General features: G+C 60.7%; 18 protein-coding genes. 15 read left to right on the forward strand and 3 right to left on the reverse strand.

Going from position 1 to position 20140, the window contains the following annotated elements:
• The 9 genes from ACESTR_RS07810 to gdhA all read left to right on the forward strand — a co-directional run.
• Positions 1 to 972, forward strand: a 972-nt coding sequence (locus ACESTR_RS07810) for a 4-alpha-glucanotransferase (protein WP_373179067.1), incomplete at its 5' end; no start/stop codon positions are given.
• Between the two features lie 275 nt (positions 973 to 1247).
• A complete protein-coding gene (locus ACESTR_RS07815) occupies positions 1248 to 1574 on the forward strand; it encodes a nucleoside triphosphate pyrophosphohydrolase family protein (protein ID WP_009597369.1) in 327 nt (108 codons plus the stop codon).
• 2 nt (positions 1575 to 1576) lie between these two features.
• The gene (locus ACESTR_RS07820) at positions 1577 to 1984 is read left to right on the forward strand and encodes a hypothetical protein (RefSeq protein ID WP_022043531.1); all 408 of its coding nucleotides are present in this window, start codon (positions 1577 to 1579) and stop codon (positions 1982 to 1984) included.
• Positions 1985 to 3991: an OPT family oligopeptide transporter gene (locus ACESTR_RS07825; protein ID WP_195290110.1), complete on the forward strand. Its 2007-nt coding sequence runs from the start codon at positions 1985 to 1987 to the stop codon at positions 3989 to 3991.
• A 15-nt stretch (positions 3992 to 4006) separates the two neighbouring features.
• Positions 4007 to 4309: a hypothetical protein gene (locus ACESTR_RS07830; protein WP_302576606.1), complete on the forward strand. Its 303-nt coding sequence runs from the start codon at positions 4007 to 4009 to the stop codon at positions 4307 to 4309.
• 13 nt (positions 4310 to 4322) lie between these two features.
• Positions 4323 to 5540 (forward strand): peptidase T, encoded by a 1218-nt coding sequence (gene pepT, locus ACESTR_RS07835; protein WP_042493629.1) that lies wholly within the window; start codon positions 4323 to 4325, stop codon positions 5538 to 5540.
• Between the two features lie 118 nt (positions 5541 to 5658).
• Positions 5659 to 7596 carry an NAD(+) synthase gene (locus tag ACESTR_RS07840; RefSeq protein ID WP_373179068.1) on the forward strand — a complete coding sequence of 646 codons (1938 nt, stop codon included), beginning with the start codon at positions 5659 to 5661 and terminating at the stop codon, positions 7594 to 7596.
• On the forward strand, positions 7593 to 8219 hold the full coding sequence (locus tag ACESTR_RS07845) for a DUF4923 family protein (RefSeq protein WP_341465167.1): 627 nt from the start codon (positions 7593 to 7595) through the stop codon (positions 8217 to 8219). The genes ACESTR_RS07840 and ACESTR_RS07845 overlap by 4 nt, the downstream gene beginning before the upstream one ends.
• 238 nt (positions 8220 to 8457) lie before the next feature.
• Positions 8458 to 9813, forward strand: a complete 1356-nt coding sequence (gene gdhA, locus ACESTR_RS07850; protein WP_009597394.1) for an NADP-specific glutamate dehydrogenase — start codon at positions 8458 to 8460, stop codon at positions 9811 to 9813.
• Positions 9814 to 9879: 66 nt separating this feature from the next.
• Here gdhA and ACESTR_RS07855 read toward each other — a convergent pair whose 3' ends face one another.
• The 3 genes from ACESTR_RS07855 to asnS all read right to left on the reverse strand — a co-directional run bounded on the left by ACESTR_RS07855 (position 9880) and on the right by asnS (position 13630).
• Positions 9880 to 10485 carry a hypothetical protein gene (locus ACESTR_RS07855; RefSeq protein WP_009597364.1) on the reverse strand — a complete coding sequence of 202 codons (606 nt, stop codon included), beginning with the start codon at positions 10483 to 10485 and terminating at the stop codon, positions 9880 to 9882.
• A gap of 149 nt (positions 10486 to 10634) precedes the next feature.
• Positions 10635 to 12056, reverse strand: a complete 1422-nt coding sequence (rpoN, locus tag ACESTR_RS07860; protein ID WP_009597405.1) for an RNA polymerase factor sigma-54 — start codon at positions 12054 to 12056, stop codon at positions 10635 to 10637.
• A 185-nt stretch (positions 12057 to 12241) separates the two neighbouring features.
• Positions 12242 to 13630 carry an asparagine--tRNA ligase gene (gene asnS / locus ACESTR_RS07865; protein WP_009597341.1) on the reverse strand — a complete coding sequence of 463 codons (1389 nt, stop codon included), beginning with the start codon at positions 13628 to 13630 and terminating at the stop codon, positions 12242 to 12244.
• 115 nt (positions 13631 to 13745) lie between these two features.
• On the opposite strand from asnS, the gene ACESTR_RS07870 reads away from it, so the two are divergent.
• From ACESTR_RS07870 to nadC, 6 genes are all read left to right on the forward strand, one after another.
• Positions 13746 to 15104, forward strand: a complete 1359-nt coding sequence (locus ACESTR_RS07870) for a glycoside hydrolase family 2 TIM barrel-domain containing protein (RefSeq protein WP_373179069.1) — start codon at positions 13746 to 13748, stop codon at positions 15102 to 15104.
• A gap of 143 nt (positions 15105 to 15247) precedes the next feature.
• On the forward strand, positions 15248 to 15721 hold the full coding sequence (gene rlmH / locus ACESTR_RS07875) for a 23S rRNA (pseudouridine(1915)-N(3))-methyltransferase RlmH (RefSeq protein ID WP_009597397.1): 474 nt from the start codon (positions 15248 to 15250) through the stop codon (positions 15719 to 15721).
• Positions 15722 to 15725: 4 nt separating this feature from the next.
• The gene (locus ACESTR_RS07880; RefSeq protein ID WP_022043525.1) at positions 15726 to 16313 is read left to right on the forward strand and encodes a helix-turn-helix transcriptional regulator; all 588 of its coding nucleotides are present in this window, start codon (positions 15726 to 15728) and stop codon (positions 16311 to 16313) included.
• Positions 16314 to 16389: 76 nt separating this feature from the next.
• The gene (locus tag ACESTR_RS07885; RefSeq protein WP_022043524.1) at positions 16390 to 18753 is read left to right on the forward strand and encodes a TonB-dependent receptor; all 2364 of its coding nucleotides are present in this window, start codon (positions 16390 to 16392) and stop codon (positions 18751 to 18753) included.
• Positions 18754 to 18768: 15 nt separating this feature from the next.
• Positions 18769 to 19269 (forward strand): hypothetical protein, encoded by a 501-nt coding sequence (locus ACESTR_RS07890; RefSeq protein ID WP_022043523.1) that lies wholly within the window; start codon positions 18769 to 18771, stop codon positions 19267 to 19269.
• Positions 19270 to 19274: 5 nt separating this feature from the next.
• A complete protein-coding gene (nadC, locus tag ACESTR_RS07895) occupies positions 19275 to 20129 on the forward strand; it encodes a carboxylating nicotinate-nucleotide diphosphorylase (RefSeq protein ID WP_279065800.1) in 855 nt (284 codons plus the stop codon).
• Positions 20130 to 20140: the final 11 nt, after the last annotated feature.

Here is a 20140-nt window from a genome sequence, read left to right on the forward strand (position 1 = left end):
GAACTGCGCGGCATGGGCTTCGATACGGCCGGGGGACGCTTCACCGTTCCCGCGCCCGACGACCGGATGCTCGGCGAACTGTTCGGCGAGCTGGCCGACGAAGTGCGCACGACCTGCATGAAGGAGGGCCGGCTGCTGCCCGCCTATGCGACGCAACGCAAGGTCGCCGAGCGCTTTCCCGGCGACGATCCGCGCCGAAGCCGCCTGCGCGAAGGGCTGATGACGCTGCTCGACGACGTGCTGTTCATCGAGGACCCGCGCCGCAAAGGTTTTTTCCATCCCCGCATCGCGGCCCAATCGACCTATATGTACCGCACCCTCGACCCGCAGCGGCGCGACACTTTCGACCGGCTTCACGACGACTTCTTTTACCGCCGCCACAACCGGTTCTGGCAGGAGTCGGCCCTGCGCAAACTCCCCGTGCTCCTCTCGGCGACGCGGATGCTGGCCTGCGGCGAGGACCTCGGCATGATTCCCGACAGCGTTCCCGAAACGATGCGCGCACTGCAAATCCTTTCGCTCGAAATCCAGCGGATGCCCAAATCGCTGGGCGAGGTGTTCGCCGACCCGGCGCGCTACCCCTATTTCTCGGTCTGCACCACCTCGACCCACGACATGAATCCCCTGCGGGCATGGTGGGAGGAGAACCGCGAACTCTCGGAACGTTTCTACCGCGAAGTGCTGGGCATGGAGGGCGACGCTCCCCGCACCTGCGAACCGTGGATCTGCCGCCGCATCGTCGACATGCACCTACGCTCCCCGGCCATGCTCGCCATACTTCCGCTGCAGGACTGGCTCGCGACCGACGCGGCCCTGCGCAGTCCGCATGCGGACAGGGAGCGCATCAACATCCCGGCCGCGCCCCGCTATTACTGGCGCTACCGCATGCACCTCACGCTGGAGGAGCTGCTCCGGCAGGAGCCGTTCAACGCCACGCTCCGCGAAATGATAATCGCCGGCGGCCGCCGTTAATCCGGCCAGACTGTTCCCGTTGATTTCCAACAGCGGAAAGACCGCGTTCGGAACCGCCCCGCGCATAACCGCAGCACTCCCCGATTCGTCCCGCCGTCCGGAATCCGGATTCGTGCGAATCGGGCCGTAGGCGGCAAAACACCCCGCCGCCGGGGAAGCGGCGCGATTCTTCGGCCCTTGTTCGTGAGGAACAAGGGCTTTTTGGTGCGTATTTCTAAATTATTTTGTTATTTTTGTCCGACAGTTATTCCCAAACGTTCAAATTCTCAGCATTCATGACACTCAACGAATATCAGCAGCACGCGCTCGAAACGGCGATCTACCCCGAAAACCGCCGCATCATCTACCCCACGCTCGGACTGACGGGCGAAGCGGGCGAGGTGGCCGACAAAGTCAAGAAAGTCATCCGCGACGGACACGAGGAGTTCTCCGACGAGAAACGGCTCGAAATCGTCAAGGAGATCGGCGACGTATTGTGGTACTGCGCCACGCTCTCGCGCGATCTGGGCTACGAACTGGACGACGTGGCGCAGATGAACGTCGACAAGCTCCGTTCGCGCATGCAGCGTCACATCATTTCGGGCAGCGGCGACAACCGCTAACTATGGAAGACTATATCTTACGTGAAATCAACCGCATCGGAGAGCTGATCGCAGCCCTTCTGGACAAAATCGGTCTCCTCAAAAAGTCGGGCGCCCCCGAACTCATCCGGGAAACCGCCAAAACGGAGCTGGCCGAGCAGTTGGATCTGGACATCGACACGCTGCTGGCCGGAGAGGATTTCATCGCCACCCTCGTCGGCGAATACGGATTCAGCGACGCGGACCTCGAAAAATTCGCCGAACTGCTGTTCGACTTCGCCGCGGCATCCGAAGAGCGCGGCGAGCGGCTGCGTCTGGCGGCCGCAATCGGCGCACTCTACAGCTACCTCGACGAGAAGAAGGCGCCCGCATCGCTCAACCGCTACTACATCCTCAAGGATCTGGACAAATACATCAAAGAACCTCAATAAATGGAACAGGAAAAACAACTTACATCGCTGCCCGAAAACGCTTACCGGGAACTCAAACCGGGCGAAGAGTACACGCCCATCATGCCCGCCTCGTCGTCGCCCCGCGAGGTGACGCCCTATTCGGTCACGATGGGCATCGTCATGGCCGTCGTCTTCTCGGCCGCGGCGGCATTTCTCGGCCTGAAGGTCGGACAGGTATTCGAAGCGGCGATCCCGATCGCCATCATCGCCGTCGGCATGGGCAACGTACTGGGTAAAAAGAACATGCTGGGACAGAACGTCATCATCCAGTCGATCGGCGCCTGTTCGGGCGTAATCGTCGCGGGCGCCATCTTCACCCTCCCGGCGCTCTACATCCTCGGACTCGACGCGGCATTCTATCAGGTATTCCTCTCGTCGCTCTTCGGCGGCCTGCTGGGTATCGTCCTGCTGATCCCGTTCCGCAAATACTTCGTCAAGGAGATGCACGGCAAATACCCCTTCCCCGAAGCGACGGCTACGACCGAAGTGCTCATCTCCGGCGAGAAGGGCGGCAATCAGGCCAAGCTGCTGGCCGTGGCGGGACTCATAGGCGGTCTTTACGATTTCGCCGTCGGCACGTTCGGCATGTGGACCGAAGCGGTCTCGACGCGCATCTGCGCATGGGGACAGGTCGCCGCCGACAAGTTCAAGGTCGTCTTTTCGCTCAACACCTCGGCCGCCGTGCTGGGTCTGGGCTACATCATCGGTCTGAAATACGCCATGATCATCACCGCAGGTTCGTGTCTGGTCTGGTTCCTCGTCGTGCCGCTGGTGGGTTCGCTGGCCGACAGCATCGACCCGGCTGCCATGGCTTCGCTGCTGGGCGTAACGCGCGCCGACATCATGGCCGATCCGCAGCGTCTTTTCACGGCCGAGAACCTCTTCGCCTTCATCGGCAAGCCGCTGGGCATCGGCGGTATCGCCATGGCGGGCATCATCGGCATCGTCAAACAGTCGAAGATCATCCGTCAGGCCGTAGGGCTGGCCGTTTCGGAGTTGGGGGGGGGCAACAAAACCCAAGCCGCCGCTACCGAACGCACGCAGCGCGACCTGACGATGAAGCGCATCCTCACGATCCTGATCGCCACGCTCGTCTCGATCTTCGTCTTCTTCCACTTCGGACTGCTCGACGGCTGGGTACAGTCCGTAACGGCCATTCTGATCGTCTTCGTCATCTCGTTCCTCTTCACGACCGTGGCGGCCAACGCCATCGCCATCGTCGGCACGAACCCCGTGTCGGGCATGACGCTGATGACGCTCATCCTCTCGTCGCTGGTGCTCGTAAGCGTCGGACTGAGCGGCACGACGGGCATGACGGCGGCGCTGATCATCGGCGGCGTGGTCTGCACGGCGCTCTCGATGGCCGGCGGCTTCATCACCGACCTCAAGATCGGCTACTGGCTCGGCACCACGCCCCGCAAGCAGGAGGCATGGAAATTCCTCGGCACGTTCGTTGCTGCGGCAACCGTGGCCGGGGTGATGATCATCCTCAACAAATCGTACGGATTCGTGGGCGAGGGCGCCCTCGTGGCTCCGCAGGCCAACGCCATGGCGGCCGTGATCCAGCCCCTGATGACCGGCGGCCAGACCCCGTGGATGCTCTACTTCTGCGGCGCGGCGCTGGCGCTGGTGCTGACCTCGATCGGCGTTCCGGCACTCGCTTTCGCACTGGGCATGTTCATCCCGATGGAGCTGAACGCCCCGCTGGTAGTCGGCGGTCTGGTAGCGTGGTTCGTCTCGAACCGCTCGAAGGACGAAGCTCTCAACAAGGCGCGCTTCGACCGCGGCACGCTGATCGCGTCGGGCTTCATCGCCGGCGGCGCGCTGATGGGCGTGGTGAGCGCCCTGCTGAAATTCGCCGAAGTGGACTGGTTCCTGAGCGGATGGGCCTCGTCGAACGCCGCAGAGTGGACCGGACTGGTCATGTATCTCGCACTGATCGGTTACTTCGGCTGGCACACGCTCCGAGCTAAAAAAGAAGAATAGGAAACACCGAAGCGCATGAAAACCGCCGTCATACTCTTCGTCGCCGCGACGCTGCTGCAAGGCTGCGCCCCGCTGACCGTCGCACAGCGATGCGGCACGGAAACCCCGGCGGCGGCCGACGCTCCGCAGCGGAAGAACAGGGCGGGAACGCACATATCCCTTACCGGCCCCTCCTATCCCTCCGTCGTCGTCACGCCCGAAGGAGGCCATGCGGTCGTCATGCCTCCGTGCGGCAACACGTCGGTGGTGGTAAACCCCGACGGCTCGCACTCCATAGCAATCGTCAACGGCTCGACAGCCACAATAGTAACGCCATAAACAACACAACACCATGGACCTCAAAGAAAGATTCCTGAAATACGTCTCCTACGACACGCAGTCGTCCGAGGAGAGCGGCACGTTCCCTTCGACCGAGAAACAGAAAGTCCTGCTGGCCGCCCTGCGCGACGAAATGCAGGCGCTCGGCATGACCGAAGTCACGATGGACCGATACGGCTACGTGATGGGCACCGTCCCCGCGACGCCGGGCTGCGAGAACGCTCCCGTGATCGGCTTCATCGCCCATGCGGACACGTCGCCCGACATGAGCGGCAAGGATGTCAAGCCCCGCATCATCGAGGAGTACGACGGCGGCGACATCGCGCTGAACGGCCAGCTCACGATGCGGGTCGCGGACTTCCCCGAACTGGAGTTCTTCAAAGGCCACACGCTGATCCACACCGACGGCACGACGCTGCTCGGCGCCGACGACAAGGCGGGCGTGGCAGAGATCATGACCGCCGCGGAGTACCTGCTCGCACATCCCGAAATCAAACACGGCAAAATCCGCATCGGCTTCACGCCCGACGAGGAGGTGGGCCGGGGCGTGGATTTCTTCGACGTCAAGGCTTTCGGCGCCGACTTCGCCTACACGGTGGACGGCGGCATGGAGGGCGAACTGGAGTACGAGAACTTCAACGCCGCGAGCGCCAAAATCGACATCCAAGGCCGCAACGTCCACCCCGGATACGCCAAGGACAAGATGATCAACGCCATCGAGGTAGCCTGCGACCTGCAGCGTTTCCTTCCGGCCTGCCAGCGCCCCGAACATACCGAAGGGTACGAGGGATTCTACCACTGCGTGGGACTGAACGGCACGGTCGAGAAGGCTTCCGTCAGCTACATCATCCGCGACCACGACGCCGACAAATTCGAACAGAAGAAGGTCTTCATGTGGGCCTGCGTCGATCTGCTGAAAAAGAAATACGGCGACGAAGTGCTGACCCTCACCGTCAAGGACCAGTACTTCAACATGCGCAAGATGGTCGAACCGCATCCGCAGGTGATCGACAAGGCGCTCGAAGCGATGGAGCGCGCCGGCGTGAAACCGCTCGTCCGCCCGATTCGCGGCGGCACGGACGGCGCACGGCTCTCGTTCATGGGACTCCCCTGCCCCAATCTCTTCACGGGCGGCATGAACTTCCACGGCAAATTCGAATACTGCTCGCTCACCACGATGCGCAAGGCCCAGCAGGTGATCCTGAACCTCGCACAGTTGTGGGCCGAATAAACATATGACCGCAACGGCGGCAGTCCGGACCGCCGCCGCGACGAATCCGCCGCATCTCCGTCCCCGCCGCAAAGCGGGGATCCGGAGCGAAGACGGCGGCAAAACAACATACAAACCTATGGATAATTTCGGTTTTCTGAAAGTGGCGGCAGCGGTGCCGCACGTACGGGTCGGCGACTGCGACTTCAACACCGAGCGGATCGCCGCGATGGCCGAAGAGGCCGTGCAGCGGGGCGTCGAGATCGTCGCGTTTCCCGAACTGGCCGTCACGGCCTACACCTGCGCCGACCTGCTGCTGCAGCCGGCGCTGCTCGACGCGGCCGACGAAGCCCTTGCGCGGCTGGTAAAAGCCACGCGCAAACTGCCGCTGGTCATCATCGCCGGCGCGCCCCTGCGCCACGGCTCGACACTCTACAACTGCGCCGTCGTTTTCACGCAGGGCCGTGTGCTGGGCGTCGTACCCAAGACCTACATCCCCGACTATACGGAGTTCTACGAAAACCGCTGGTTCGCATCCGGCGCCGGAATCTCGGAAGAGACGATCTCCGTCGCGGAGCAGAGCGCCGACTTCGGCGCGGACCTCACGTTCGGGATTAACGGCACGGAATTCGGCGTCGAAATCTGCGAGGACCTCTGGACCGCCATTCCGCCTTCGTCGCACCTCGCGCTCAACGGCGCCAAGGTGATCTTCAACCTCTCGGCGTCGCCCGAATCGGTGGGCAAGCACGCCTACCTGCGTCAGCTCGTGGCCCAGCAGTCGGCCCGCACCCTCGCGGGATACGTCTACTGCTCGGCAGGCTTCGGCGAATCGTCCACCGATCTGGTGTTCGCCGGCAACGGCATCGTCGCCGAAAACGGCCGGATACTCCGCGAATCGGGACGCTTCCGGCTCGAAGAGCAGCTCGTCGTGGCCGATATCGACATTCAGCGGCTGGAATTCGAACGCCGCCGCAACACCTCGTTCCGCATGCACGAAGGGGCGGCGGAGAACACCGTAATCGAAATGGAGGTCCCCGAAGGACTCCGGGCCGCGGCGCTCGACCGCGACATCGACCCGATGCCGTTCGTGCCGCAGGACGAAGCGCACCGCAGCGAACGCTGCGAGGAGATTTTCCAGATACAGTCGCACGGGCTGGCCAAAAGGCTGGTGCACACCCGCTGCGAAAAGGCCGTAATCGGCATTTCGGGCGGACTGGATTCGACGCTGGCCCTGCTCGTCACGGTCCGCACGTTCGACAAGCTGGGACTCGACCGCGCCGGAATCATCGGCATCACCATGCCCGGCTTCGGCACCACGGACCGCACCTACAACAACGCGCTGGAACTGATGCGCGGGCTGGGCGTCACGATCCGCGAAATTCCGATCCGCGACGCCTGCTCGCAGCACTTCAGCGACATCGGACTCGATCCCGAAGACCGCTCGGCGGCCTATGAAAACAGTCAGGCCCGCGAGCGCACGCAGATACTGATGGACGTCGCCAACATGGAGGGCGGTCTGGTGGTCGGCACGGGCGACCTGAGCGAGCTGGCGCTGGGCTGGGCCACCTACAACGGCGACCAGATGTCGATGTACGGCGTGAACGCCTCGGTGCCCAAAACACTGGTGCGCCACCTCGTGCAATGGGTCGCGGACACGGAATCCGACATGGCCGCGCGCGCGACGCTGCTCGACGTCATCGACACCCCGGTCAGCCCCGAACTGCTCCCGGCCGACAAGGAGGGAAAAATCGCCCAGAAAACCGAGGACCTCGTGGGTCCCTACGAACTCCACGACTTCTTCCTCTACAACTTCATCCGCGCAGGCTACGGCCCGGCTAAAATCCTGTTCCTCGCCGAGCAGGCCTTCCACGGCAGCTACGACCGCGCGACGATCCTCAAATGGCTGACGGTCTTCTTCCGCCGCTTCTTCTCGCAGCAGTTCAAGCGTTCGGCCATGCCCGACGGCCCGAAGGTCGGTTCCGCGGCGCTCTCGCCGCGCGGCGACTGGCGCATGCCTTCGGACGCCTCGGCGGCCGTGTGGCTCAAAGAACTCGAAACCCTGAAATACCTGAAATGATCATGAAAAGAAATCTCTTACTGGCGATTGCGACGCTCCTGCTCGCCGGAAGCTCCGCCACGGCGCAGGACTGGAAGGAAGCCTTGAAAAAAGCCGCCACGACCGCCGCAGACAAGGCCACCGACGGCAAGCTGACGCAATATGCGCTCGCCGGCACATGGAACTACACCGCTCCGGGCGTGAAATTCGAGGGCAACGACCTGCTGAGCCAGCTCGGCGGCACGGTACTTCAGGACAACATCAAACAGCAGCTCGACAAGGGCTACCAGATGGCCGGCATCAAACCCGGTGCCGGTACGGTCACATTCGCCAAAGACGGCAAATTCACCACCCTGATGGGCAAATACGAACTTTCGGGAACCTACGAATTCGACGCTTCGACGCACGTCGCCACGCTCAACTTCGCCAAGGACAAACTCGATCTGGGTTCGGTTCCGGGGCACGCCTACATCGACGGCTCTAATCTGCTGCTGGTCTTCCCCGTCACCAAACTCATCGACATGGTCAAGGCGATGGGCAGCAAAATATCGTCGATGGAGACCATCGTCGCGCTGCTCGAAAACTACAAAAACGTCTACATCGGCTTCGAATTCAGCCGTCAAGCGGGAGAAAATGCGAAGTAGACGAAAAAAATTACATTTTTTTTCAAATGACAGATTCACAACGGATCTGTCATTTTTTATTACGGATTTTCATCCCCGGTCCGTCCCTTCCCGCAGACAGTAAGCACAACAGGGTCTGAAACTGAAAATCGCATAAGTAAAATATTTTAGCAAATTCTTAAAGAACTTGCAAAACTCCCGAAGATACATTATTTTTACGGCGGTACTCGAATAATAACCCTCAAAACACAGATTGACTATGAACGCTCAAGCCCATCAGTACGTCGAAGATTTCATGGCGCAACTCACCCTCCGCAACCCCAACGAGCCGGAATTCCATCAGGCTGTCCGCGAGGTGGCCGAATCGCTGGCACCCCACATCGTGGCAAGCCCCGTATTGCAGAAAATGAAAGTTCTGGAGCGCATCGCCGAACCCGAACGCGTCATCATTTTCCGCGTGCCGTGGCTCAACGACAAAGGCGAAATCGAAATCAACCGCGGCTATCGCGTACAGATGAACAGCGCCATCGGCCCTTACAAGGGCGGCATCCGCTTCCATCCTTCGGTCAATCTCTCGATCCTCAAGTTCCTCGCCTTCGAACAGACCTTCAAGAACAGCCTGACGACCCTGCCCATGGGCGGCGGCAAAGGCGGTTCGGACTTCAACCCCAAAGGCCGTTCGGACAACGAGGTGATGAAGTTCTGCCAGTCGTTCATGACCGAGCTTCAGCGTCACATCGGACAGGACACCGACGTTCCGGCGGGCGACATCGGCGTCGGCGGCCGTGAAATCGGCTTCATGTTCGGCCAGTACAAACGTCTGCGCGACGAATTCACGGGCACGCTCACCGGCAAGGGCCGCGACTGGGGCGGCAGCCCGCTGCGCCCCGAAGCCACGGGCTACGGCACCTGCTACTTCGCGCAGGAGATGCTCGCCACGCGCAAAGAGAGCTTCGAAGGCAAGACCGTCTGCATTTCGGGTTCGGGCAACGTGGCGCAGTACGCCTGCCAGAAAGCCACGCAGCTCGGCGCCAAAGTCGTGACGCTCTCCGACTCGTCGGGTTACATCCACGATCCCGAAGGCATCGACGCCGCGAAACTGGAGTACGTAATGGAATTGAAAAATATCTTCCGCGGCCGTATCAAGGAGTACGCCGACCGCTATCCTTCGGCGACCTACTACCCCGGCCAGCGTCCGTGGGGCGTCAAGTGCGACATCGCCATGCCGTGCGCCACGCAGAACGAGCTGAACGGCGACGAAGCGCAGGCGCTCGTCGACAACGGCTGCATCTGCGTCGCCGAAGGCGCCAACATGCCCTCGACGCCCGACGCCATCCGCATCTTCCAGCAGCACAAGCTGCTCTACGCGCCGGGCAAAGCCGCTAATGCAGGCGGCGTGGCGACGTCGGGTCTCGAAATGACGCAGAACTCGATGCGCATCACGTGGTCGCCCGAAGAGGTGGACGCCAAGCTCCGCTCGATCATGCAGAACATCCACTCCGTCTGCGTGCAGTACGGAACTCAGGCCGACGGCTACATCAACTACGTCAACGGCGCCAACATCGGCGGCTTCATGAAGGTAGCCAACGCCATGCTGGCGCAGGGATGCGTCTGATCCGCAGTCCGCATACGAAAAAGCCCGGAGCAATGCTCCGGGCTTTCCATTTCATATCCGCACCGACTACAGAAACAGCACGGCCAGCGCCGCGACGGCGAACCCGCCGCAGAATCCGGCCAGCACCTGCTGCCCGTTGTGACACCCCAGATAAAGACGGGCCGAAGCCAGCGCCCCGGCGCAGAGTATGGCGATCATCAGCGGAACCATCATGTCGCCCACGCCTGCGATATTCATCACCACCAGCAATGCGACCACGGCCCCCATCGCCGTCAGGTGCAGGCTGATCTTCCAATAGAGCGACACCGCCAGACACATCACCTCGCAGCAGGCGGCGGCGATCATGAACTTACGCAGGAAGATGGCGGAGGGAATTTTGGCGATCGTAATGGCGCACAGCACATAGCACACGGCGCCCACCAGCAGCGGCAGAAGCCGCTCGCGGCGGTCGTCGATCCTGTAATCCGAAATCCGGCCCAGCGACCGCAGCACCCCCAGCGCCAGCAGGGGGATGATAATGGCATAAAGCGCCACCACCCACAGCAGGTAGATCTTCACGCCCGACGGATAATGCGCGAAGACGGTAAGCGTCAGCAGTACGCCGATCATGTAGAGAGGCAGCAGAAACGGGTGCAAAGCCCACGATATGCCGTTCGAGAGTTTTCTGTACATTCTTCAAATTATCACACCGGCCGCAACTGCCTCAGACCTGCCGCCGCCTTCCGGGGCGGCCCGGCGGATCAGCGCAAATCGGTTCCGTATCCGGCCGCAACGCCCTGCACGGGGCGCAAACGGCCGGCGGCCGGTTTTCTGTTCTTCATCTATATCTGTTTGCGGAGCCGGGCGACGGGGATTCCGAGCATTTCACGGTACTTGGCCACCGTGCGGCGGGCAATCCGGTAGCCTTTCGAGTTGAGAATGTCCATCAGCGTCTCATCCGTCAGCGGATGACGTTTGTCCTCCTCGTCGATACACTCCTGCAATATGTTCTTGATTTCATAACTCGACACCTCCTCGCCGCTCTCGGTCTGCATCGCCTCCGAGAAGAGCGACTTGAGCAGGATGATGCCGAACTGGGTCTGCACGTATTTGCTGTTCACCACGCGCGAGATCGTCGAAACGTCGAGTCCCGTGCGGTCGGCGATGTCCTTGAGGATCATCGGCCGCAGTTTCGATTTGTCGCCGTCCTTGAAGTACTCCTGCTGGTAGTCGAGAATGGTCTGCATCGTGCGCATCAGCGTGTCGTGACGCTGCTTGATGGCCGAGATGAACCATTTGGCCGAGTCGATCTTGTTCTTCACGAACTGAATCGCCTCCTTGTCCTTCTCGCGGACCGTGCCGTCGGAGCCGACCATCTCGCGGATCATGTCCATATAACGGCGGTTCACGCGGACTTCGGGAACGTTGTACGAATTGAGCGAGAGCTGGAACCGCCCGTCCTGATAATCGAGGATAAAATCGGGAATGATATAGGGCGTCGTGTCGGTGCCGCCCTCGGCATAGAGGTTGCCGGGCTTGGGCGAGAGCCGCCTGATCTCGGCGATCGCTTCGCGGAAATCCTCCTCCGACACCTGCAGGCGCGACATCAGTTTCTCGTAATGCTTCTTGACGAACTCTTCGAAATAGTTGGTCAGAATCTTGCGGGCCAACCGCCGGGGGCGGCTGTTGATCGGAATCTGCGCCATCTGCAGCAGCAGGCACTCCCGCAGGTTGCGGGCGCCGATACCGGCCGGTTCCAGTTCGTGCAGGACTCCGAGCAGGCGCTCCAGCTCCTCGGCCGAAGTCTCGATTCCGAGCGTGAAGGCGATGTCGTCGGCAACGGATTCCAGATCGCGGCGCAGGTAACCGTCCTCGTCGATGCTCCCGACCAGATAGGCGGCCAGACGCATGTCACGCTCCGAAAGGTTGCGGAAACCGAGCTGTTCGAGCAGATATTCGGGCAGCGAACGGCCTTCGGTCAGGAAAACCGGACGCTGTTTGTCGTCTTTCGAATAGTTGTTTATGCGGCTTTTATAGGAAGGCGTATCGTCTTCGCGCAGATACTCGTCCACGGAGATCTGCTGTGGCTGCTCCTCCTCTTCGGACGCATGTTCCTCCTCCTCCAGCACGATGTTGTCCTCAATCTCCTGTTTGATACGTTGTTCGAGCTGCACGGTGGGCAGCTCCAAGAGCTTGATCATCTGAATCTGCTGCGGAGAGAGCTTCTGCTGAAGCGATAATACCTGTTTCTGATTAATAGCCATACTTTTTCCAAATTAAGAATAGTTCGTTCTGAATTTGGTTTCTTCTTTCGGTTAGTAAACAAACGGCCGCAACCGGGGAAATCGTATGGAAAGGCGCTTATTTCTAGGCCTGCCCCGCACAGCCCGAACAAGAAATTCGTTCGGGTCCGGCAGCAAGAGGCGTGAAACAGCCTTTCCGGGCGGTTTTAAAAATCGGCGTTCTTCGGCGTGCGCGGGAACGGCTGCACGTCGCGGATGTTGGTCATGCCCGTCACGAAAAGCAGCAGCCGGTCGAAGCCCAGACCGAAGCCCGAATGCGGAGCCGAACCCCAGCGGCGGGTGTCGAGATACCACCAAAGCTCCTTTTCGTTCATGCCCAATTCGGCGACCCTTGCATGAAGCTTGCCATAATCGGCCTCACGCTCCGATCCGCCGATGATTTCGCCGATTCCGGGGAACAATACGTCCATAGCGCGTACGGTCTTGCCGTCGTCATTCTGCTTCATGTAGAAGGCCTTGATGTCCTTGGGATAGTTGATCAGGATGACGGGACGCTTGAAATGCTCCTCGACCAGATAACGCTCATGCTCCGACTGCAGGTCGCAGCCCCAGTCGCAGGGGAATTCGAACTTGCGGCCCGAAGCCTTCAGTATTTCGATGCCCTCGGTGTAGTCGAGACGCTTGAAGTCGTTTTCCAGCACGAAGTGCAGGCGGTCCAGCAATCCGTTGTCCCACATCTTGTTCATGAATTCGAGGTCCTCGGCGCAGTTGTCCAGCGCATACCGGATCAGGTACTTGAGGAAATCCTCGGCCAGCTCCATGTTGTCCTCCAGCTCATAGAAGGCGGCCTCCGGCTCGATCATCCAGAACTCCGACGCATGGCGCGGAGTGTTGGAATTCTCGGCGCGGAACGTGGGACCGAAGGTGTAGATGCGGCCCAGCGACAGCGCACCCAGCTCGCCTTCGAGCTGGCCCGACACGGTCAGGTTGCAGGCCTTGCCGAAGAAGTCCTGCGAGAAATCGACCTGTCCCTGCTCATTCTTGGGCACGTCGTTCAGGTCGAGCGTCGTCACCTGAAACATGGCGCCTGCGCCCTCGCAGTCCGAAGCCGTGATAAGCGGCGTGTGGAAGTAATAGAAACCCTCCCTGTTGAAATATTCGTGAATGGCGTAGGCCATGGCGTGCCGGATGCGCAGCACCGCGCCGAAGGTATTGGTGCGCGGACGCAGGTAGGCGATGTCGCGCAGGAACTCCAGCGAATGCCCCTTTTTCTGCAGGGGATAGGTCTCCGGATCGGCCGTGCCGTAGATCTCGATCTTCTCGGCCTGCACCTCGACGCGCTGGCCCGATCCGAGCGACGCCACGAGCCGTCCGTCCACACGGATGCAGGCGCCCGTGGTGATGGGTTTGAGCTGCTCTTCGCCGAACTTGGCAAGATCGACCACTATCTGGATATTCGCAACGCACGATCCGTCATTGAGGGCGATGAACGCCACATTCTTGTTTCCGCGCTTGGTGCGCACCCAACCTTTGACGACGATGTCGGTGTCCTCGGCACCCGACTTCAGAATTTCTGCGATTCTCTGCGATTTCATATCTTTCATTTTATCAATGCTCCTATTCGTTCTTTTCGAATTTACAAAGATACCTATTATTTGCGATTTGACAAAAAAAAAGTACCTTTGCCTAACCTATATAAGAACACGCACGATGAAACGTACCATACTGCTGACGGCGGCGATCCTCTGCGCCGCAAGCATCCGGGCACAGGACCTCTACAATATCAAGGAGCCGCCCGCGACCGAGATTCTCTCGCGTCCGGTCGAAGCGGGACGCATCCACCGCACCGAGGTCGTTCCCTACGACAAGCGCCACGACGCCGACGCCCGCAACCGCGCAGGCGTCGAAGCCTATATCGCCTACACCCCCGAAGCGTTCGCGGCCACGGACGATGCGGTGGCCGTCGGGCAGGTGATCGACATTCCCTACGTCTGGACCGACGGCGTGGTGTACCTCCACCTCGAAAACGTCGGCACGGCCTATACGCTCACGGTCAACGACACCGAGGTCGCCGAGGTCGAAGACTCCTCGACGCCCGCCGAATTCGCGCTGACACCCTACATCCGCGAAGGCAAGAACGCCGTCGTGCTGACTCTGCGCCGCAGCGCGGCCGATGCGCTCAACGCCGCCCCGGCGTCGCGCAAGGCATTCGAAAACAGCTATCTCTACACCCAGAACAAACGCTCGATCCGCGACTTCGAAATCGCGCTCGTCCCCGACTCCACCCGCAAATTCGGCGTACTCGAACTGGCCATCGTCGCCCAGAACGCATTCAACTACGACGAACCCGTCACCGTGGGTTACGACATCTACTCGCCGCAGGGCAAACTGCTCGACTTCAACATCCGCGAAGTCGTGATTCCGGGCCGCACGACCGACACGGTGCGCTTCAGCCCCTTCATTTACGGCACCAACGCCAACAAATGGGAACCGGGCGCCAAGAATCCGCCGCTCTACAAAGTCATGCTCTTCACGCGCCGCGACGGAGCTTACCGCGAATACATGCCGCTGAAGATCGGCTTCGGCAAGACCGAATTCACCGACGGCCGCATCACCCGCTTCGACAAGGAGATCAAACTCGTCAAAACCCGCTACAACGCCGCCGCAGACCGTAAAACCACCCTCGCGGAGCTGAAAAACCTCAAATCCAAGGGCAGCAACACCGTCTGCCCCGACTATCCGCAGCCGGCGTGGTTCTACGAACTTTGCGACGAACTCGGTCTTTACGTCATCGACCGGGCCAACATCAACGCTCCCGACAGGCGCGACGACCGCCGTGTGGGCGGCACGCCGTCGAACGATCCCGCGCTGGCGGACGAATACCTCGAACGGGTCAAGGCGATGTACTACCGCTCGCGCAACCACACCTGCGTCGTCGCCTTCGCGCTGGGCGGCGAATCGGGCAACGGTTACAACATGTACAAGGCTTACGAGTGGCTCAAGTCGGTCGAGAAATCGCGGCCGGTGATCTACACCGACGCCGACGGCGAATGGAATTCGGACCTGTAATCCGCTTTTCACGGCTCCGCCCCCCGGCCGGGCGACGACGCCCCGCCCCCCCCTTTCGCGCAGCTCCGGCAAACGCTTCGACCGGCAACCAAGTCACGGTCCGGCATGCGGCGGCAGACTGCGGAAACGATTTACGAAAAGAAATGGTCATCGAACTGATAGTCATAGGCAAAACCGACTCGAAGGAGGTCGCGTCGCTGGTCGAAATGTACGCCCGGCGCGTAAACTTCTACTGCAAATTCGCGGTCACCGCCCTGCCCGACATCCGCAACACCAAGAACCTCAGCGTCAAACAGCAGCGCACGGCCGAAGGCGAAGCGATCCTGCGCCAGTTGTCGGACGGCGACTACGTCGTACTGCTCGACGAGCGGGGCGACGAAATGCGGTCGGTCGAATTCGCCTATTGGCTCCAAAAACGCATGAACAGCGGCGTGAAACGTCTGGTGCTGGTCATCGGCGGACCTTACGGATTCTCGGAGGAGGTCTACAAACGCTCCGACGCCCGTCTGTCCCTTTCGCGCATGACCTTTTCGCACCAGATCGTGCGGGCGATCTTCGCCGAGCAGATCTACCGCGCCTTCACCATTCTCAACAACGAACCCTATCACCACGAGTAAGCCGATGGAGCGCCGTCCCGCCATAGCCGTCGCAGCGCCCAACGTCCTGATGGGCGTCGGGATGAAATCCATTCTCGAAAAGATCATTCCCGCCGCCGACGTCGAACTTTTCGGCGACTTCGAATCCTTCACGGAAGCGAACCCGGAACGCTTCTTCCACTTCTTCGTGGCGGCGCAGCTCTTCGTCACGCACGGCAGTTTCTTCCGCGCCCGGCGCAGCAAAACGATCCTGCTTTGCAGCGGACATCCCCAGCCTGCTTATGCGGACATGCACTGCATCGACGTCTGCACCAACGAGGAGGCGATCGTCCGCGACATCCTGCGCATGCACCACGGCGCGCACCGGTCCGAACACATCGTTCCCGGCGCGGTGCGTCCCGAAACCGCGCCCCTTTCGGGACGCGAAGCCGAGGTGCTGGCGCTGATCGCCCGCGGCTATATGAACAAACAGATCGCCGACAGCCTGCAAATCGGGCTTACGACCGTCATTTCGCACCGCCGCAACATCATGGAGAAGCTGGGTATCCGCTCGGTGGCGGGTCTGGCCATCTACGCCCTGACGGCCGGTTACGTCGATGCCGGCGAACTGTGAAGCCCCCTCCTCATAAATTAGGATTGCAGCTTCCGAAATAAATCCGTTACTTTGCATCCGAATCAAACGCTTTACCGTGCACCTCAGACAACTGACCATACCGCTTCTGACACTCCTTCCGCTCCTCGCGGCGGCCGGAGGAAAACAGACACCGGAACGGCATGCCGCGGCAACGGCGGCAGTCGCTGGCACGGCCGGGGAGGAACCGGCCGCGGCGGATACCGTGATCGTGGTGGACAAGGTGCAGGTGACGGCCATCAAGCAGGGCATGGTCCTGCGGTCGCAGCCCGTCGCGGCGACGATTGTCGGCAGCCGCGCCATCGAACGGGAGCGCATCGGCGCACTGAAACACCTCTCCCAGCAGGTCCCCAACTTCTTCGCCCCCGACTACGGCTCGCGCATGACCTCGTCGATCTACGTCCGGGGACTCGGTGCGCGCATCGACCAGCCGGTCATGGGACTCAATATCGACAACGTACCGGTTCTCAACAAGGACAATTACGACACGGAACTGGCCGACGCCGAACGCATCGAAGTACTCCGCGGACCGCAGAGCACGCTCTACGGCCGCAATACGATGGGCGGCGTAATCAACGTCTACACCCTCTCGCCGCTCTCGTACGAGGGCGTGCGCCTGAGCGCCGAATACGGCAGCGGCGACAGCTACAAGTTCCGCGCCTCGTCCTACTACAAACTCACGCCCGATCTGGGCATGGCCGTAACGGGTTATTATACCCACACGGGCGGATTCTTCGAGAATCTCGCCACGGGCGACAAATGCGACTGGGAACGGCTGGGCGGCGGACGCTGGAAAACCCAGTGGCGCAACCGCACGGGACTCCGCATCGACAATACGCTTTCGTTCTCGGTGCTCGAACAGGGCGGCTATCCCTATGCCTATGTCGGCGACGACATCATCGGCGACGACGGACGCCCCGTCGTCCGCCGCGGGGAAATCCGCTACAACGACCCCTGCTCCTACCGCCGCACCGCCCTGAGCGACGGACTCACGATCCGCTACGACGCCGGCAGTTTCACCGTCGCCTCCATCACGTGCTACCAGTATTCCGACGACGAGATGATCCTCGATCAGGATTTCCTGCCCCTCTCGTATTTCACGCTCAGGCAGGCCCGTACCGAGCATAGCGTGACCGAGGACCTCGTCTTCCGTTCGCGCGGGGACAAAGCCTACCGCTGGCTGCTGGGGGCATTCGGATTCTACCGCCACGGCACGATGAACGCCCCGGTGCACTTCAAACAGACGGGCATCGAGGAGCTGATTCTCAAATACGCCAACGAAAACGACCAGAGCTACCGCTACAGCTGGGGGCTGAAGGACGGAACGGGCGGCGACGAGCTCTTTCTGGGGAGCGATTTCCGTATGCCTTCGGCTGGCGGCGCCCTCTACCACGAATCCAACTATACGCTGGGACGCTGGCGCTTCACCGCAGGATTGCGCTTCGACTTCGAGCACGCCCGCCTGCGTTACCGCAACTATACGGATACGTGGTACACCAAAACCCGCATCAAGGACGACGCCGTATATGAACTCCAGCTCGAAATCGACGACCGCAGCACATTGAAACAGACCTTTACCGAGCTGCTGCCCAAATTCTCGGTCATGTACTCCTTCGACGAGACGCGCAACCTCTACCTGACCATCGCCAAGGGTTACAAGTCGGGCGGCTTCAACACCCAGATATTTTCCGACGTCCTCCAGCAGAAGATGATGAACCGCATGGGCATCGGCGAAGTGTACGACGTGCAGCGGGGCGTCGCCTACAAACCCGAATACAGCTGGAACTACGAGATCGGCGGGCATTTCTCGTGCATGGAGGGCGCGGTCCGGGGCGATTTCGCACTGTTCTACATCGACTGCCGCGACCAGCAGCTCACCGTCTTTCCGCCGGGACAGACCACCGGCCGCATGATGACCAACGCCGGGCGCACGCGCAGTCTCGGAGCCGAAGCGGCCGTTCAAATTTCGCCGTGGCGCACCTTCGACATCAACCTCGCGTACGGCTACACCGACGCCCGGTTTGTCCGGTACGAAACGACCGTAAAGAACGACGACGGCGATCCCGTGCGCATCAGCTACAAGGACAACCGCATCCCCTACGCCCCGCAGCACACCCTTTCGGCCGGAGCCGCATGGACCGTCCCGACCGGCGTGAAATGGCTCGGCGATCTGGTGTTTCAGGCCGGCGTCCGCTGCGCGGGCCGCATCTGGTGGAACGAGGAAAATACGCTTTCACAACCTTTCTACGCGCTTACGGACGCTTCGGTACGCTTCGAACACGCCCGCTACTCGCTCAGCGTCTGGGGCCGCAACCTCGCCGACGCCGGTTACGACGTATTCTATTTCAAATCGATCGGCAACGAGTTCGTCCAGCGCGGACGCCCCCGCACATTCGGCATCACACTGAACATTAACTTATAAAACGGATAACGCAACATGAAAAAATTACTATTCCTCCTGCTGGCTGCCGCAGCCGTCACCGCCTGCGACAACGACGAAGAACGAAACGGCAAACAGTCGGCCGTATACGACGGCATGCTGATCGTCACAAACAAAACGCAGATACCGAACATAGAAACGATATCGAAAAACGTACGTTACGAACTTACCGAAAGCAACGACGGCACGATCACGCTCACCATGCCGGGAATCAAATTCGTAAGCAACATGCCCGCCCTGACGATCGTCATCCCCAAACTGGAGTTCGTCAATGAAACCGGCGGAGTCGTCTCGGAACTCAAAAGCACGGTGACGCCGATCGTTCCCTACATCGGCAGCACGCCCTATCCCGATTACAGGATCACCGACTTCTACGGTGAGATGCCTCCGGAAACCCTCAGCATAAGGTTCAACTGCTCGGCAGACATCACGCTGCCAAACGGCGGAAAACTCATACTCGACCATGATACGAAATATACTGGAACACTCGTAAAATAAATACCATGAAACCCGAATACAGACCTTTCGTAGACGAGCTTATCGAGCTTTGCATCAAAGAAGACATCGGCGACGGCGACCACACGTCGCTTTCGTGCATCCCGGCCGGCGAACACGGCCGCATGCGCCTGTTGTGTAAGCAGAAAGGCATCATCGCCGGCATCGAAATCGCCCGGATCGTATTCGACCGTCTCGACCCCGACATGCACTTCGAGCAGGTGCTTCACGACGGCGACCGCGTAAAACCCGGCGACGTGGCGTTTTACGTATCGGGCCGCCTGCGTTCGCTGCTGCAGGCCGAGCGCATCATCCTCAACATCATGCAGCGCATGAGCGGCGTGGCGACGCAGACCGCCGTTTACGTCGCGCGGCTCGAAGGACTGCACACCAAAGTCCTCGACACCCGCAAGACCACGCCCGGCATGCGCGTACTGGACAAGATGGCCGTGAAGATCGGCGGCGGCGAAAACCACCGCATGGGTCTTTTCGACATGATCCTGCTGAAAGACAACCACATCGACTTTGCCGGCGGCATCCGCAAGGCGATCTGCGGCGCCCGCGAATACCTCAAGGCCAAGGGCAAGGATATTCCGATCGAATGCGAGGTGCGTTCGCTGGAGGACATCGACGAAGTCTTCGCCGCAGGCGGCGCGGACCGCATCATGTTCGACAACTTCACGCCCGCCATGACACGCGAAGCGGTGAAGAAGGTCGCCGGACGCTGCGAGACCGAATCCAGCGGCGGCATCACGCTCGACACGATGCGCGACTACGCCGAGTGCGGCGTCGATTTCATCTCGGTCGGCGCGCTGACGCACCAGATCAAGTCGCTCGACATGTCGCTCAAAGCCTGCGAATAGCCCGCGCACGA

This window comes from Alistipes sp. DJF_B185, from assembly GCF_964250025.1.
GTDB lineage: Bacteria > Bacteroidota > Bacteroidia > Bacteroidales > Rikenellaceae > Alistipes > Alistipes finegoldii.